Origin of the sequence: Segatella hominis, from assembly GCF_019249725.2 — a bacterium.
In the GTDB taxonomy this organism is placed as follows: Bacteria; Bacteroidota; Bacteroidia; order Bacteroidales; family Bacteroidaceae; genus Prevotella.
Genome location: NZ_CP137559.1, coordinates 1,167,053 through 1,183,327, shown reverse-complemented (window position 1 = coordinate 1,183,327; position 16,275 = coordinate 1,167,053). Strand labels below are relative to the sequence as shown.

At 41.8% G+C, this 16,275-nt stretch carries 13 protein-coding genes; 3 read left to right on the top strand and 10 right to left on the bottom strand.

Features of this window, described 5'->3' with window-relative positions; genetic code table 11:
- Window positions 1-41: 41 nt before the first annotated feature.
- From KUA50_RS04730 to KUA50_RS04700, 7 genes are all read right to left on the bottom strand, one after another.
- The gene (locus KUA50_RS04730; protein WP_256624358.1) at window positions 42-1,313 is read right to left on the bottom strand and encodes a transglycosylase SLT domain-containing protein; all 1,272 of its coding nucleotides are present in this window, start codon (window positions 1,311-1,313) and stop codon (window positions 42-44) included.
- A 1-nt stretch (window position 1,314) separates the two neighbouring features.
- Window positions 1,315-2,895, bottom strand: a complete 1,581-nt coding sequence (locus KUA50_RS04725; RefSeq protein WP_218457994.1) for a DHHW family protein — start codon at window positions 2,893-2,895, stop codon at window positions 1,315-1,317.
- Between the two features lie 52 nt (window positions 2,896-2,947).
- Window positions 2,948-3,961 carry a DHHW family protein gene (locus KUA50_RS04720; RefSeq protein WP_022111494.1) on the bottom strand — a complete coding sequence of 338 codons (1,014 nt, stop codon included), beginning with the start codon at window positions 3,959-3,961 and terminating at the stop codon, window positions 2,948-2,950.
- Between the two features lie 19 nt (window positions 3,962-3,980).
- Window positions 3,981-5,423: an MBOAT family O-acyltransferase gene (locus KUA50_RS04715; RefSeq protein ID WP_218457995.1), complete on the bottom strand. Its 1,443-nt coding sequence runs from the start codon at window positions 5,421-5,423 to the stop codon at window positions 3,981-3,983.
- Window positions 5,424-5,488: 65 nt separating this feature from the next.
- On the bottom strand, window positions 5,489-6,289 hold the full coding sequence (locus KUA50_RS04710; protein WP_218457996.1) for an SGNH/GDSL hydrolase family protein: 801 nt from the start codon (window positions 6,287-6,289) through the stop codon (window positions 5,489-5,491).
- A 282-nt stretch (window positions 6,290-6,571) separates the two neighbouring features.
- The gene (locus KUA50_RS04705; RefSeq protein WP_218457997.1) at window positions 6,572-8,005 is read right to left on the bottom strand and encodes a sodium:solute symporter; all 1,434 of its coding nucleotides are present in this window, start codon (window positions 8,003-8,005) and stop codon (window positions 6,572-6,574) included.
- A gap of 25 nt (window positions 8,006-8,030) precedes the next feature.
- Complete coding sequence (locus KUA50_RS04700) at window positions 8,031-9,242, bottom strand: transglycosylase SLT domain-containing protein (RefSeq protein WP_218457998.1); 1,212 nt, start codon at window positions 9,240-9,242, stop codon at window positions 8,031-8,033.
- Between the two features lie 87 nt (window positions 9,243-9,329).
- On the opposite strand from KUA50_RS04700, the gene hisG reads away from it, so the two are divergent.
- From hisG to hisC, 3 genes are all read left to right on the top strand, one after another.
- Window positions 9,330-10,181, top strand: a complete 852-nt coding sequence (gene hisG, locus KUA50_RS04695) for an ATP phosphoribosyltransferase (protein ID WP_022111489.1) — start codon at window positions 9,330-9,332, stop codon at window positions 10,179-10,181.
- 98 nt (window positions 10,182-10,279) lie between these two features.
- Window positions 10,280-11,566, top strand: a complete 1,287-nt coding sequence (gene hisD, locus KUA50_RS04690; protein ID WP_218457999.1) for a histidinol dehydrogenase — start codon at window positions 10,280-10,282, stop codon at window positions 11,564-11,566.
- Window positions 11,567-11,614: 48 nt separating this feature from the next.
- Window positions 11,615-12,652, top strand: coding sequence for a histidinol-phosphate transaminase (hisC, locus tag KUA50_RS04685; protein WP_218458000.1), 1,038 nt, complete (start codon window positions 11,615-11,617; stop codon window positions 12,650-12,652).
- A gap of 59 nt (window positions 12,653-12,711) precedes the next feature.
- Here the strand turns inward: hisC and KUA50_RS04680 are convergent, their stop codons facing one another.
- The 3 genes from KUA50_RS04680 to KUA50_RS04670 are packed head-to-tail and all read right to left on the bottom strand — an operon-like array spanning window position 12,712 to window position 16,186.
- The gene (locus KUA50_RS04680; protein ID WP_218458002.1) at window positions 12,712-14,202 is read right to left on the bottom strand and encodes a glycoside hydrolase family 10 protein; all 1,491 of its coding nucleotides are present in this window, start codon (window positions 14,200-14,202) and stop codon (window positions 12,712-12,714) included.
- 19 nt (window positions 14,203-14,221) lie between these two features.
- Window positions 14,222-14,860, bottom strand: a complete 639-nt coding sequence (locus KUA50_RS04675) for a trimeric intracellular cation channel family protein (protein ID WP_218458004.1) — start codon at window positions 14,858-14,860, stop codon at window positions 14,222-14,224.
- A gap of 51 nt (window positions 14,861-14,911) precedes the next feature.
- A complete protein-coding gene (locus tag KUA50_RS04670) occupies window positions 14,912-16,186 on the bottom strand; it encodes a replication-associated recombination protein A (RefSeq protein WP_218458005.1) in 1,275 nt (424 codons plus the stop codon).
- Window positions 16,187-16,275: the final 89 nt, after the last annotated feature.

The window sequence follows — 16,275 nt, the reverse complement described above, 5'->3', positions numbered from 1 at the left end:
GCTTTCACAAACTATGGGATTTGTTTCTCAGCCTGTTGGGGTCAGACATGATATTTGTACTTCTTGGTGGCCCGCTGCGGTATGGAATGGTCAAAATTAGGTGATAAACCATTTCCTGTAGAAACTCCTCCTCCTCTTGCAGCCCCACAATAGCTTGACCATCGCTGCATGATTTTGGAAACGTAATTGACTGTCTCGCTTCCACGCATATAGCCACATTTGATGATTGGCAATTTATAATAGGTAGGATTACTGAGCTTGAGTACTGACTCTGCCACATCATCCCAGCGATGCGGATTCTTGCCGTGTTGACGTGTCAGTGCCATCGCATCCCGGATATGCCATGGTCCTGCATTATAGGCTGCAAGTCGGAATTTCAGACGCTCGAATGGGTCGCCTATATCCTGGAACATACGCTCGAATTTCGCCATGCACGTAGCCGAAGCGGAGATGTTGATTTCCGGATTGGTGAGTGAGGAAACGGGGATTCCTAATTCCTTGGCAGTACCTGGCATAATGGCCATCAGTCCGCAATAGCCTGCCCATGATTTTGCATAGGTATCAAAACCTGACTCCGTATAGCATTGGGCTGCCATCAGTCGCCAGTCGATTCGTGCCATAGGGGCATACTTCTTAAACAAATGGTCGTATTTGCTGATGACGCCTCCTGCTGCATTGATCATAGGAGCATAGACTTTGTGGATGATAAGTCCCTCTGAAAGTATCTTCTTTTCCTCCTTTTGGACGTTTGCCAAGATATGGGGCGTAAACCAATGGTTTAATGCTTCTTCCAGTGATTTGTTTCCCTTGTTGACTGCCCATTGGACTGAGGCGGTCGCCTGATCAGAATCTTTCTCTTTCGATGTCTGGTAGGCGCCGCAATAGGCAATATCGCTGCGTTTGCCTTTCTTAAGCGGATAAGCGATTAAATCACCTTTGCCCTTTTTCAGTTTGTTGATCATATCCAGGGTATCCTTGCAGAGTTCTACTCTTACCGAAACGCCTATGGAACTGGCAAATTTCTCACAGAGCAAGTAATCCTTACCTAAGCCCACTCCCTTATAATCATAATAGGTAGAAGGGCCTGATAGGGTCAGCATGATCAGTTCTCCATTGTTTTCTATATCTGCGAGCGAGAAGGTACTTGCAGAGGAACTGGAGTCTGAAGCCTCAGCATCACCTGAGTCTCCATCCTCTATCACCGTTCCCCATGGCGTATATTCCGTCTTCTTATTTTCCTTCTTGCATGATACGGCTAAAGACAACAGACAGATGGTCAGCATTGCCGTTCTAAAATATTTTCCTGTTTTCATTTTATTCAGCCGGTTGCTTGTCGCCAGATTCTGTAGGCACGGATTCTGGCTTCTGTTTTTCTACATGCTGATTGTCATGTTGTTTATCATGCTTCTTGGTGGCATCATGATGACTGCTCTGTTCTTTAGGCGAATCCTTCTTCGCATCAAGCGTTTCATTCAAAGCAGGAGTAGTGTGAGTACCCTTCTGCTTTTTGGTAGAATCTGCAGTTGTTGACTTGGATGAAGTGCTTACGGAACTGATGCTTGGCAAGATGGTACCATTCTGATGGAGGAATTTCGTGTATTTCTTGCAAATTTTATTGGAATATGCATTGAAGATATTGTTGGCAAACAGAATATCAGTTATTTTATTATCACTGACATATTTGCGCATATTCTTGGTGAAATATCGATAATCGACTACATGGATTTCCTCAAATGAATAGAACAGGTAGCCTGGAAGAGCATTTCCGAAACTATCCTTCAGAATCATGACGCGGCGATGATTGTTGACATTGGTTTTCACCCGGGTAATTCGGGTATCACCGCCCATGAAGGTACAGTAGGCACCACCATTGCCGTCTTTATACTTATAGAAGAAGATGCCTTTGTATGGCTTGCCTTCGCCTATGACCTCGTAGTTGCGGTTGATTTTATAATCCGTATAATAGGTTTCGTATTTTACGTTCTTTGGAACATAATAGACGAAATCTTCCGGGGCATTTTTCAGGGAAATATCATGAGAATAGCCATACATACTTCCTACGTATCCATGTACCACTTTTCTTTCATAGCTTGAAAGCGGCTTGAAAGGAACCTTTGCCACTTTAGCGAATTGCTGGGCTGCATAGAAAGCTCCAAGTGGTGCCCAGTGGTGGTCGGTTCTGAGGAAGATGTTTTCTGCCACGTGTTTGCCCAGTGCAGTATAGACATCTACGGCATGAACATCCTTGTCTAAGTGAGCATAGATGTTGTTGATGGTTGGACGTTCTTCGTTGGAGCATCCTTTTGCCTTATCAGGACAATAGAAATCCACTGCAGTCGGTATGACCATGCAATATACATTTACCTTTGGTCCGAATACCTTCTTGTATTCATTTGCTGACTGGGCATAATCCACACCACCCTTGGAACTGCCGCCATAAGCCATCAAAGCTCTTACCTCTTTTCCTTTACCTACGATGATAATACCACGGTTGGCGATTTTGGCATTCTCTTCTGCCGTAATATTATTCTTGTATTTACCTACATTTCTCTCTCCCATTTCCAGTTCTTCATCTGTAAGACCCGATGTCTCGGTGGCATCTGCTGATGCATGGAAGGTCACTTTTTCTTCACCCACAGACATGCTGATGAGATCCTTTTCCTGCATACTCATAGACATGAAGATGTCTCGGTAAGGTTCACTATCGCTGAACCAGGAATTGATGCTCTTGGTAAATTCACCCGATTTCAAACTTTCCAGTGAATATTTTGGAAATTTGGCAAGCTCTCTCTTTTCAAGTGCAGAGTATGTGCTCCGAGGGAAGAACAGGAAAACGATGGTGAATCCTAAGAACACCATACTCATGATTGATATGTATATATAATTCTGTTTCATGACTTTAAATGCAATAGTTAAATATCACAATCTATTTATTTCTTCATTTGCGTTATTGGCGCAACATTCGTTCGAAGCCTCTTGCCGTGGATTTTGCATAGGCATGCTGCAAGTTGTTGGCGAAGAGTATATCTGTGATTTGATTGTCATTGACATATTTCACAATGTTCTTTGTGAAATATCTGAAATCTACTACATAAATATCCTCAAATGAACCGAAGAGATATCCTGGCAAAGCATTGCCATAGCTATCTTTGATGATCATCAGTTTTCTTCCATTTCTTACGTCTGTCTTGACATGCGTTGTGCGCAAATCGCCACCCATGAAGGTGCAATATGCACTGCTGCTGCCATCCTTGTATTTGATGAAGAATGGTCCGGTGAATGGGTTTGTGAGGCTCGTTACTACCCTATTCTTACCCATGTTGTGTCCGACATAGGTGGTGACATAATTGCTGTCTTTAGGAATATAGTAAATGAATTTCTCCGGAGAGTTCTTTACTGTGATGTCCTTTGAGTAATGATACATACTCCCCACAAAATTATGGATGGTACGCTCTTCGAAATCGTTCAGATTAGGAACCTTTACCTGTGCTTTTCTGGCAAATTCACGGGCTGCATAGTATGCTCCTAATGGAGACCAGTGGTGGTCGGTGCGGGAATAAATATTCTCATCCACGTGTTGCTTGAGTACAGGATATACATCTACTATTTCTACGCCTTTCTCCAGATGCTGATACATATTATTGATGACCGGCTCTTCATCGCGAATCCATTCCTTGGCTTCCTCCGGACAGTATAGACCTGCAGAGGTAGGAACGATCATGCTATAGATTCTTACATGATGCTTCAGCGTATCCCGGTACTGATTGATGGCATTTGAATACCATGTTCCTCCTGTTGCCAAACCGGTAAATGGTTCCAGTGCTCTGATCTGGTTGTTCTCTTTGCTGATGATGATGCCCGTTCTGGTTTTATAGCATGTGGAATGGGTTTCTGCCATCATTGCCTGAGCGCAGAATGAGCAGAATAATGCAGTATTTATGAATGTATATAATCTTTTCATTTTTTTGGTATATTTTAAATTAGAATCTGGTGTAAATGAAGGCATTGTTGGTGGCTCCAACAAGCAAGGCTACGCTCAGCGTGAGGAGGATAATGGACACTACCGTGCGAGTTGCAAGGGTGATGTTCTTCTTCATCCTTGTATTGTTGGGCAGATATCTGTTATACAACTTTGCCACCGTATCATATACTGGAAGACAGAACAGGATGCCTGCCACCCATAACCAGAAATTGTCCATGCATGCACTTTCTGCTGCAAAGTCATATACGTTCTTGGCATTTCCACAGAACGCATCGAAGAAATGTTGCATCTTGGTAAAGTCATCAAAATAGAAAATTCCCCATCCGATGATGACGAGCAACAGACTGTATATATGCAGCAGGAAGGAAGGTATCTTATCCTGCACCTTCAGCAATGTATATTTTTCGGCAATCACGATGACACCGAAATAAAGACCCCAGAAGATGAAGTTCCAGCTGGCTCCGTGCCACATACCGGTCAAGAACCAGACAACAAAGATGTTGAGTGGCTGGTGACGTCGGTTTCCTCCCATTGGAATATACACATAGTCGCGGAAGAAACTACCTAATGACATGTGCCATTTCCTCCAGAAGTCTGAAATGGATGTGCAGCAATAAGGGTGCTTGAAGTTCTCAGCAAAGTGAAAACCTAAACATCTGCCCAGTCCTATTGCCATGTCACTATATCCTGAGAAGTCGAAGAAGATCTGAAGCGTGAAGGCTAATATGCCCACCCATGCTCCAAAGGTGGATAAATTCTGAAGTCCGTTGGCAAGGAACTGGTCTGCTATCTCTGAAAATTGGTTGGCAAGAATTACCTTTTTACCCAATCCAATCAAGAAACGATAGCAACCTTCTACGATGTCATACTGTCTTACCTTTCTGTCTCTGATTTCCAATGCCACAATATCATATCTGACAATAGGTCCTGCTATCAGCTGCGGGAACATGGAAATATAGAGAAGCAAGTCCAGGAAACGGCGCTGGGCTGGCGCTTCACGGCGATATACATCTATGAGATAGGATATGGACTGGAAGGTATAGAAACTGATACCGATAGGCAGTGAAATCTTTGGAATGCTTACTGGAATACCTATCGAATTGAGTGTTGTTGCAAAGAATCCCGCATATTTGAAAGTGCCGAGTAATAGGATGTTGCATATCAAACCAATTACCAATGCTCTTTTGCGATGGGATTGCTGACTGTCTATTCCAAGACCGGCAAAGTAGTTGACCATGACACTGAACAGCATCAGGAAAACATATATTGGTTCGCCCCAAGCATAAAATATCAGTGAGAACAGTACAAGTATCGCATTGCGTACATTTGCTGGATGCTCGCCCGTCTTGAAGAATTTCTTATCCAACAAGTAGGCTAACAGATAGCACAACATAAAGGCTGGTAAGAACGCAAAGATGAAAAATAAATCGGAAAATACCATTATGTTTTATTTTTATTTATGTTTTGTAAAACTTTCTGTTTTGACTGAGTGTCTGTTTGATTCTGTTAATACAACAGCAGACTTTCTAATTGGTTGGCAATGAAGTAACCATTTCGTTTGGCTCCCTTGCTGTTGGTGTGGACTCCATCTGTCGTAAAAACCCTGCGGTTGATTTCTCTTGCCCCCTGAATGGTTCCCCCATAATCCAGACGGATGACCGATAGGCTCATATAATGTCCGCATTTTTCTATGATGTCGCCAATTTTGTGAATACCAGTAACGCCAGGCTTACCTATCTGCATCGGTGTTATCAATACAATCTGTGCGTCAGGGAAAGCTTCCTTTATCTTTTCACAACTGTATCTGACAGATTCTGCAAGGGAGGTCACCTGATGGATTGGTTTCCTTAATACGGTATTGGAAGTCGCAGAAAAAACCTGCTGTGGAGTTTGGGAAAATAATTGCGGTCTGGATGATTTGAACCAAGCATCATTTGTTCCAGCCATAATCATGATCAGATCTGGTTGGGACTCCTTGCCTTCTGTTGTTGCTTGAATCAATCTCAGTACTTGATTGAAAATGACATTGTTATCCGTCAACTTCTCAGAATATTCCTCGGTATTGATTTTTGTTTTAGAACAATTAGTCCAAGTAGCGCCACTCCTGGCATAACTTTTACAGGTAGAAGGGGAAAATCTCTCTTTGAACCATTTGCTCCAACCTCTGTCTTTGTCGCAATCATCTCCACCTATGAACGTATTGGAATCACCCAATAAGACAACATGCAGGTGAGAATGATTGGCTGCTGAGATATTAGTCATAAAGCCTATGACCATTAATATCCCTAAAAACAATTTTATCTTCATTTTTTATTTCAGTCTCATTTTCAAAATGTTATCTGTCTAAATCGGGTGCAAAATTACAGTTTTTTTTGTTAATATGCAAACTTTCAGAATAAAAAAATCAGGAAAGATGAATTTCGTCTTTCCTGATTGTATTTATGACTGATAGAACTATTTCTTTCCTATCCTATATCCTGCAGGATTTTTATCCATGCCCCTGCTTCAATTTTTGCGTGGGCAAGGAGAAATTTTTGCGTGGGCACGCAAAATAAAACCACTATGGGACTTCCCAAAATATGGGTCTGACTATGCGCAGATTTTTGCGTTATTTTTTTGCGAAAATATGTATAATCCGCTAAATGTGATGAGTCCGTTGAGCATCAATAATTCATAACCCAATTTGTAGCCCAAATGATGGGATGAATACCAGTCGATTGCATAACAGATAATCGGACTCAAAATCGCAATATAGGGAGTTACTTGATCATTGGCTCTCCGTTTGGTGAAGATTCCAAATCCAAATATTCCCAAAAGGGGTCCGTAGGTGTAGGAGCAGATAATGTATATGGCATCTATCACGCTTGTTGAGTTGATCTGCTTGAAGAGGATGATGAAAATAACAAACAGAATGGCGACGCCAAGATGCGTAGATTTTCGTAGTTTTTCATCCTTTGGAGAATCTATGATATCTACGCAAATGCTGGTAGTTATCGCCGTAATGGCTGAGTCGGCACTGGAAAAGCTGGCTGCCACAATACCGATGGTAAAAAATACGACAACGATATTGCCCATGTAGCCTGATGCAGCAAACATCGGCAATAGATCATCCGGTGATTCTGGGAAAGGCATTTGTTGCTTTTGTGCCAGTAATATCAGCAATATGCCTAATGCTAAAAACAGCAGGTTGGCTGGTACGAAGGCAAAGCCATACGTACACATATCTTTCTGGGCATCACGAAGCGTCTTGCAGGTGAGATTCTTCTGCATCATGTCCTGATCAAGTCCCGTCATGACTATGACCACGAATATTCCACTTAAGAACTGCTTCCAGAAATTCTGTCTTGAAATCCAATCGTCGAAGACAAATATCTGCGAATATTTACTGTCACAAATGGCATGGTAAGCCTCCATCGGAGTGAAGTCCAGGCATTTGATGGTATAATAAATAATCAGGATTAAGGCAGAAAACATACATAAAGTTTGGAACGTATCCGTCCAGACTAATGTCTTGATTCCACCCTTGCGGGTATAAAACCATATCAGCATGACCATTACGGGAACTGTCAATATGAATGGGATTCCTAAATTGTCTAATACAAACTTTTGCAGGATGATGCATACAACATAAAATCTGACCGCGGCTCCTATGATTTTGGAAATGATGAAAAAGGAAGCACCGGTCTTATAGGAATGATTGCCCATCCTATCTTTCAGGTAAGAATAGATGGTCGTTAAATTGTGCTTATAATAGACGGGTAATAGGAAAAAAGCTACGATGAAATAGCCAAAAATAAAACCGATACACATCTGCAGGTAGGTCATGTTCATCTTATAGGCCATTCCCGGTACACTGACAAAAGTGATTCCGCTGATGGATGCGCCCACCATTCCGAAGGCCACCATGTACCAGGGAGACCTGCGGTTTCCCCGGTAGAAGGTTTCATTATTTGCCTTGTGTGACGTTATTTTACTGAATATCAGCAATATGCAGAAATAGATAAGTATTGTAGCTAAAATCATTGTTCTGATCGTTTAAAAAGGAATTCTAAATTTTGTATTTATTCTTTTTCTTAGCTTCTGTCGGAGTGCCATGATAATTGCGGGGTGAAATCATTCTCCTGCCACTACTGATATTTCCTCCACAGTATTCACTCCATCGTTTCTGAATGCGCTCTACGTAATCTGCAGTTTCCGTGCCTCTCATGAAACCTCTTTTCACGACAGGATCCCTATAATAGTAAGGATTGCTAAGCTTGAGGACGAAATGTTTTACTTCCTCCCAATTGTATGGATTGCCCCCATATTTCTTGGTTAAAGCCATGGCATCTCTGATGTGGCTGAAGCCTCCATTGTATGCAGCAAGGGCATATAAGATTCGCTGGCTTGGATCATGGATGTCAGAGAAATGTCCCTGAAGTTCTGCCATATAGCGGGATGCTGCAGCGATGTTGGCCTCTGGCTGATGTATGTCGTTCATGGAAAGTCCCAGATGGGATGCGGTAGAAGGCATGATCTGCATGAGTCCGCAAGCCCCTGCCCACGATTTGGCATTTGGGTCAAAGCAACTCTCCTGATAACATTGCGCAGCCATTAAGCGCCAATCCATTCTTGCTGTTGGAGCATATCGCTGAAAGTAACCATCGTATTCCGAGATTACACCTTTAGTTCTGTTCAGGAAAGGAGAATAAACATGGCGCCTGATACTTTGTGAGGATAAAAGAAATGCTTCTTCTTTTTTCACTTCTGCAGTTAATTGCGGTTTGTACCAGGCATTCAGAGAGTCTGCCAAACTGTTGTTGCCTCCTATGACGACCCATTGTTCTTGGGTTGTATCTTGCTTAGGACCGCAAAACAACAAATTACCTTTCGCTTTCTTGCGTGATAAGGGTACGGCAATAATGTCGCCCTCCCCTTTTTCCAACTTGCTGATCATTTCAGTAGTGTCCTTACATACTTCCACTCTCAGGCTGACACCAATTTTCTGGGCAAATTTCTCGCAAAGAAGATATTGCATACCTAAATTCCGGTTCTTATATATATAATATGTATCAGGACCGTTGACAGTCAGCATGATTAATTCACCATTTGATACAATATCATCATAAGTAAAACTTTGCGTTTGATTTGAGTTACTGGAATAATCCTCCTCGCCTATAGGTGTCCCCCAAGGTGTAACATCTGGTTGCGTTTTCTGATTAGAACAACTGCAAACCAACAAAAATAATGCAAATATTGCCGATAAATATACTTTATTCATATTTCAGGTTACAAAATTACATAATTTTTTGGATATTCAAGCGAAAAGATGTACTTTTGCAATGTTTTTTAAACAAAATGAAGAAATATGTTACGAATAGCAGTACAATCTAAAGGGCGTCTTTTCGATGACACCATGAATTTACTTTCAGAAGCAGACATTAAAGTGAGTGCTTCTAAGCGCACTCTTTTGGTGCAGTCTTCTAACTTCCCTCTCGAGGTTTTGTATCTCCGTGATGATGATATTCCTCAGAGTGTAGCAAGCGGCGTCGCTGACATCGGTATTGTTGGCGAGAATGAATTTGTGGAAAGAGGTGAAAATGCCCAGATTATTGATCGTCTTGGTTTTAGCAAATGTCGTTTGAGTCTGGCTATCCCTAAGAAAATTGATTATCCTGGTTTGCAGTGGTTTAATGGCAAGAAAATTGCGACTTCTTATCCCAACATCCTTCGCAATTTCATGCAGCAGAAAGGTATCAAGGCTGATATCCATGTCATTACTGGTTCTGTGGAAATTAGTCCTGGTATCGGTCTTGCTGATGGTATCTTTGATATCGTAAGTTCAGGCTCTACCCTTGTTAGCAATAATTTGGCAGAGGTGGAAGTCGTGATGAAGAGCGAGGCTTTGCTTATCGGTAATTGGAATATGGATGAAGAGAAGCATCAGATTCTGAACGAAATGCTGTTCCGTTTCGAAGCTGTGCGTTCTGCTCAGGACAAGAAGTATGTGATGATGAATGCACCAAAGTCTAAGGTGAAGGAAATTACGGATGTCTTGCCTGGTATCAAGAGTCCTACGATCATCCCATTGGCTGATGATGAATGGTGCAGTATCCATACGGTTCTCGATGAGAAGAGATTCTGGGAAATCATCGGAAAACTCAAGGAGCTGGATGCTCAGGGTATTCTGGTTACTCCTATCGAGAAGATGATCTTGTAAAAAGAGTTTTGATCATATCTGTCTTCTACCCGGAACTTTGATTTCATGTTCTGGGAGTTAGAAACAAATATAAAAGTAAATTATTAATAATATAAGGAATGAAGGTAATTTGTTATCCTGCAAAGGAAGAATGGGACGAATTAGTGAAACGTCCACACCTGGATATTTCAGAGCTTAATGCTACTGTAGAAGGTGTTCTCAATGATGTTAAGAATCATGGCGATAGCGCTGTTATACGTTACGAAGAGAAATTCGACCATGCGCATTTGGACTCTTTATCTGTATCTGATGCAGAAATGGAAGAGGCTGAAAGCCTGGTTTCTCTTGAACTGAAGCATGCGTTGGAGTTGGCCCATCATAACATTTCTTCATTCCATCAGAGCCAGCAGTTTCATGGAGAAAAGGTGGAAACAGTCTCTGGTGTGACTTGTTGGCAGAAAAGTGTTGCTATTGAGAAAGTTGGCCTCTATATTCCTGGAGGTACAGCTCCTCTCTTTTCTACGGTCCTGATGCTTGCAACACCAGCCAAGATAGCCGGTTGTAAGGAAATCGTACTTTGTACTCCTCCTAACAGAGAAGGCAAAGTGAATCCTGCCATCTTGATGGCGGCTAAGATTGCTGGTGTGAGCAAGATATTTAAAATCGGTGGCGTTCAGGCGATTGGTGCGATGGCATATGGCACAGAGAGTGTTCCTAAGGTATATAAAATCTTTGGTCCGGGCAATCAGTACGTCATGGCTGCTAAACAACATGTTTCTTTACACGATGTGGCTATTGATATGCCTGCGGGGCCTTCTGAAGTATGTGTTATTGCGGATGAAACCAGTAATCCTGTGTTTGTTGCTGCCGATTTGCTTTCTCAGGCTGAGCATGGTGTTGATTCTCAGGTTTTCCTGATTTCTACTTCTGAAGAGATGATTGAGAAAGTGAAGGAAGAGGTGGAAAAACAACTCGAACAATTGCCGAGAAAGGAGATGGCAGCCAAGTCTTTGGATAATTCTAAACTTGTCTTGGTGAAGGATTATGATGAGGCCATTGAACTCAGCAATACTTATGCGCCTGAACATTTGATTATCGCCACTCGCAATTATGATGAATTGGCGGAGAAAGTGGTAAATGCCGGTAGTGTATTCTTGGGACAGTATGCTTGCGAAAGTGCTGGTGATTATGCCAGTGGTACCAATCATACCCTTCCTACTCATGGTTATGCGCTGGCATATAATGGCGTCAATCTGGATAGTTATAACCGCAAGATTACGTTCCAGCATTTGACTGATGAAGGTATCAGAAGTATCGGTAACGCTGTTGTTGTTATGGCTGAAAACGAACAGTTGGAAGCTCATGCCAACGCGATGCGCGTGAGAGTTGATGAAGTGGGAAAATAGTTTTGTCCATTTCGACTTTTTAATTTTAAGAATCTATTTTATCGAAATATGAAAGAATTAAAAGAACTCTGTAGAGCCAATATTTGGAACCTTTCTCCATATAGTTGTGCAAGAACAGAATTTTCTGGTAAGAAAGCTCACAACTTTCTGGATGCCAACGAGAATCCGTATAATGATCCCTATAATCGTTATCCGGATCCTTTCCAGACGGATGTGAAAAAGGTCTTGAGCAAGATCAAGAACGTGCCTGTGGAGAATATATTTTTGGGAAATGGAAGTGATGAGGCTATTGACTTGGTGTATCGTATCTTCTGTAATCCGGGAATAGACAATGTGGTTGCCATTGCTCCTACTTATGGAATGTATCAGGTATGTGCTGACGTGAATGATGTGGAATACCGTCAGGTGTTGCTGGATGAGAATTATCAGATTACGGCAGATAAGTTACTGAGTGCTTGTGATGACCATACGAAGGTTATCTGGATTTGTAGTCCGAATAATCCTACGGGCAATCTGATCAATCCGGAAGCGATCGTTGGTGTATTGCAGCGTTTTGATGGCATCGTAGTCTTGGATGAGGCTTATGCTGATTTCTCCAGTATTCAGCCATTCAGATCATACTTGTCTAAATTCCCTAATATGATTGTGCTCAACACCATGAGTAAAGCCTGGGGTTGTGCTGCTTTGAGATTGGGTATGGCTTTTGCCAGCAAGGATATTATCGATTTGTTCAACAAGGTGAAATATCCTTATAATGTGAATTTACTTACTCAGCAACATGCCCTGGAGGTTTTGAATGATCCATATCAGGTGGATGAATGGGTGAAGAATCTGTTGCAGGAAAGAGGTAAGATGGTTACGGCCTTTACAGAACTTCCTATCTGCGTGAAAGTTTATCCTACTGATGCCAATTTCTTCTTGGCGAAAATGACGGATGCGCAGGCTATATACGATTATTTGGTTGATAAGGGTATCATCGTTCGCAATAGAAATAGAGTGCAGCTTTGTGAGAACTGCCTGCGAATTACGATCGGTAAAAAGAGTGAGAATATAGAATTGTTATCAGCTCTTCGACAATATCAATAAACAATAAAAGCTCGGAAGGAAATCTTTCGAGCTTTTATTGTTTATTTGAAAAGTATATTTTAGAATTTTATCTTCTTCTTCTTGCCTTTACTTTCGTTGCCCACTCTATCTAATGCGGTTACAATGTAGGTAGTTTTACCATCCTTGATATATGGTACTTTCACGTTGTGATCGTAGGTGATCTTCATAATTTTGGATGCGTCGTTTAAGTCAATAGGTTCACCTTCCTTAAATTGATAGATAACAAATTTATTGGCCACATCACCCCATTTTTTTCCTTTAGGAGTTTTCCATTTCAATATAGGTCCCTGCTCTGTCCATTTAAGTTTTAGACATCTAACGTCTTTTGGACTTTTATGATCCAAGAAAGTCATAAGAGGAGGCAATGCAGGATATTTCCAATAGTAATCTCTTAAAGTATGACCAATATTTCCAACGTTGTCAGCAGCTGTCTGGGCGTACCATAAAACGGTTCCCTTTACATTCTGCATTTGCTGGTGTAACTTGTGCTTGGCTGGAAGCTGATGACTTCTTGGATTTTCTGGGTCAGCAAACTTCGCTGTTCGTTCAATGTCTTCGCCAATAAATAAAGGTCTTTTACCTGCATGCTTGTTCCACCAGGTAATAAGGGTCTTATAATCAGCAGCCTTATGTCCGATTTCCCAATACAATTGAGGAACGCAGTAGTCTATCCAACCATTATTCACCCACAAAAGTACATCGGCATAAAGGTCATCAAAATTCTGCAAACCATTCGTTTCAGAACCATTCGGATCATTTCTTTTATTGCGATAAATACCGAAAGGAGAAACACCAAATTTTACCCAAGGTTTTACATGATGTATAGTCTTCCCCAATTGCTTTACAAATCTGCTTACGTTATCTCTTCGCCAATCTCCAATATTCCAATAGCCATGAGAGTTCTGCTGATACAGGGCTTGGTCTGGAATCTGTTTGCCAGCTACTGGATAAGGATAGAAATAATCATCTATATGGAAACCATCTACATCATATCTGCTGACGATGTCGGCTGCCACTTTGCAGACGTAATCAGCAGATTCTTGCAAACCAGGATTGAGAAGCACTAAATTATCATAGGAAAAGCATAATTTAGGTTGTTTTACGACAACACTGTTTTTGCTAAGTTGTGACATGCTTGTGGATCCGTGTTTAGCACGATATGGATTGATCCAGGCATGAATTTCCATTCCTCTTTTATGGCATTGTTCTACCATCCATGCCAAAGGGTCCCAGTAAGGATTCGGAGCCTGCCCCTGGGTTCCTGTCAGGAATTTACTCCATGGTTCCAGTTGGCTCTCATAGAGGGCATCACATTCCGCTCTCACTTGAAAGATAATGGCATTGACACCATCTTTTTCCAACTCGTCCAGTTGCTTGCTGAGCATAGACTGAATCTGTTGGGTGCTTTTACCCATGAATTGACCATTGACACATTGGATCCATGCGCCACGGAATTCACGTTTGTTTTGTGCTGATGCGCCCAATGTAAGGAAAAGGGCCATCGCAAAAATGATTAGATTCTTATACATTTTAATTTATATTATTTGTTTATTCTTCGTCTCTTAATTTTGGTAGTGAAATATGGTATCTTACTGCCAAGAATCGGATCGCGCAAACGATAGCAAATGTGGCAATGACCGTGATATAGAGGCTAACCTGCAACCAGCTCAGCAACCAGTATGTGAGTCCTCCCACCACACAAGCCATAGCGTATATTTCCTTTCTGAAGATCACAGGTTCTTCGTTGAGCAGCACATCTCTGATCACTCCTCCGGCAGCTCCCGTAATGCATCCCATAATGATAGCAACCCAAAATGGGAAGCCACATTCCAATGTTTTTTGAATACCCGCTATATTGAATAGGGCCAAACCGAGTGTGTCGAATAAAAACCAAGTAGTATCCAGACGTCTGAGATAATGGTGGCATACTATTACGACACACTGTGCAAATAGCGTACATATCATGTATATCGGACTTAGCATCCAGAAAGGTCTTACACCTAACATGACATCTCGTATGGTTCCTCCTCCTATTGCCACAGCAATACCGCATACAAAGCCTCCCAGCCAGTCGTAATGTTTGCTGGCTGCGAGTCTTATGCCTGACAATGCAAAGGCAAATGTTCCTATGAATTCTATTACACGTTGTAGTGTAATGACAAATTCCGGGTCATGATTGATTATCATTTCATTATTCTCCTACTAATGTTTTTGTTATATTTTGATTGATTGAACGTATTATTCCTTGAATCTATCTCCCCAACAGGTTACCATCCAATTATATAATTTTTCTTCATTAGGAGAGTGCTGTGCATACCAGAATCTCTCATTTTGAATTTCATTCGGAAGATATTGCTGGTTGGTGAAGTGCCCAGGATAGTCATGTGGATATTTATATCCGTCATGGTAGCCCAATTCTGCCATTAATTGGGTTGGAGCATTTCGGATATGCAGCGGAACAGGAAGATTTCCCGTTTCCCGCACCCTTGCTATTGCTGCATTGATGCCTAAATATGCACTGTTACTCTTAGGACTGGTGGCAAGATAAACCACCGCTTCGGCTAATGCAATCCGTGCTTCAGGCCATCCGATTTTCATGACCGTATCAAAAGCCGCATTTGCCAAGAGTAAAGCATTCGGATTGGCAAGTCCGATGTCCTCGCTGGCACTGATGACCACTCTTCTTGCAATGAATTGTGGGTCCTCCCCTCCTTCTATCATTCTTGCCATCCAATATAATGCAGCATCAGGATCACTTCCCCGGATACTCTTGATGAAAGCAGAGATAATGTCATAATGCATTTCTCCCTGTTTATCATAGGCAAGAGGATTTTGCTGGAGTTCCCTTTCTACTACCTCGTCTGTGATGATTATTTCATCCGAAGAGAAAGAATTCACGATCAATTCCAAAATATTCAGCAGTTTGCGGGCATCGCCACCACTATACCTTAGCATTGCACTCGTTTCCTTCAACGTTATGTCTTTCTCTTTGAGAACAACATCTTTATGGATCGCTCTTTCAAGAAGCCCCTGTAAGTCGTCTTTTCCTAAAGGTTTCAGAACGTAAAGTTGGCACCGGGAAAGTAAAGGCCGTATTACCTCAAAGGAAGGATTCTCTGTGGTTGCTCCGATGAGGGTAACGATGCCTTTCTCTACTGCACCCAATAATGAGTCTTGCTGACTTTTGGAGAAACGATGGATTTCGTCAATAAACAGTATAGGAGAAGCGGAGTCAAAAAAACGGTTGTTTTTGGCTCTTTCTATCACTTCCCTGACATCCTTTACACCGCTTGTCACAGCGCTCAAAGTATAGAAAGGTACTTTGAGCGTGTGAGCGATAATTTGTGCCAATGTTGTTTTGCCTACACCAGGAGGTCCCCAAAGAATAAAAGAGGAAATTCTTCCTGCATCTATCATTTTACGGAGTATGGCTCCTTCACCTACTAAGTGTTTTTGGCCAACGTAGTCGTCAAGAGAACGTGGTCGCATTCTTTCTGCTAAGGGTTCACTCATTTTCTTTACATTTTATGATCTGTTTCCAAATATGAGAATACAATGTTTTGTATGACTTGTATTCATTGCGTCTGTCGTCATGAGATTTC